This window comes from Vibrio sp. 1978 (genome assembly GCF_033344345.1).
On sequence record NZ_JAWPOP010000107.1, the window covers coordinates 1 to 1,250 of the forward strand.

1 protein-coding gene is annotated in these 1,250 nt (G+C 43.7%); it reads left to right on the forward strand.

Features of this window, described 5'->3' with window-relative positions; translation table 11 throughout:
* Positions 1-94 precede the first annotated feature (94 nt).
* The gene (locus R8N49_RS24800; protein ID WP_203346727.1) at positions 95-1,225 is read left to right on the forward strand and encodes an ISAs1 family transposase; all 1,131 of its coding nucleotides are present in this window, start codon (positions 95-97) and stop codon (positions 1,223-1,225) included.
* Positions 1,226-1,250 lie beyond the last annotated feature (25 nt).

Consider the following 1,250-nt stretch of genomic DNA (forward strand, 5'->3'; position numbering starts at 1 on the left):
ACATTCATCACAACATTGGAAACTCATTAAGGATCAATTTGTAGATCATTTTGAGTGATTTTGAATGGTTCTGTAACTTAAACGGAGCCAGATTATGACGACAATAACGAACCCATTTATGCATTTCGAAGTGATAAAAGATTACCGTCAAGCCGCTAAGGTAGAACACAAATTGTCAGACATTATTTTGTTGACGATCTGTGGTGTGCTATCCGGTTTTGATACCTGGGAAGGTATCTGTGATTTTGGTGAAAGCCGAACCGATTTTCTTAAGTCATTGGGTGATTTTGACAATGGCATTCCGTCGTCAGATACCATCGCTCGCGTCATGGGCATGGTGAGCCCGTCAGCGATGCAAAAGGCATTCATCAGTTGGATGAAAGATTGTCATCAAATCACAGATGGCGAAGTGGTAGCAATCGATGGAAAAACCGTTCGCGGTTCTTACAATAAATCTGAAGAGCGCTCAGCAATTCATATGGTGAACGCCTTTGCCACGGCGCAAGGTCTTTGTCTTGGGCAATCTAAAGTTGATTGCAAAACCAATGAAATTACAGAGATCCCCAAGTTGTTGGAATTGCTAAATATATCTGGTTGCTTAGTGACGATTGATGCAATGGGTTGTCAGAGAAAAATCGCCCAAAAGATAGTCGATAAAAATGCTGATTACTTACTTGCAGTGAAAGGAAATCAAGGTTCACTGGAGAAAGCGATAGGTGAGTTTTATCGCCCCTCAATGCTGCAGGGATTTGCAGAGGGAGACAGCTATGCGAGCCAGGAAAAAGGGCATGGGCGTGAGGAAACACGCTGTGCATTAGTGACGAATGAGCTGTCATTTTTAGGTGATTTAGAGCATGAATGGCCGGCGCTAAAAAGCGTGGGTATCATGGTTAATATGCGTAAAACAGAAGGGTCCGCGACAGAGGAAGATATGTCGGTTCGCTTTTACATCAGTTCAAAGAAACTTAGTGCGAAAGAACTGCATGATGCAACGCGTTCTCACTGGGGAATCGAGTCGATGCACTGGCAGTTGGATGTTAGTTTCAGAGAAGATGCATGTCGCATTCGAGTCGATGATCGCGCAGAGGCTTTTTCAAGGATCAGACAGGCGTGTTTGAACCTTTTAAAGCAAGAAACGAGCTTTAAGGGAGGCATTCAACGTAAACGAATGAAGTGTGCGATGGATGTAAACTACTTAAGCAAGGTTCTCAGAGCCCTTGAATAACGGGGATGTTCATGCGATTTCCGTG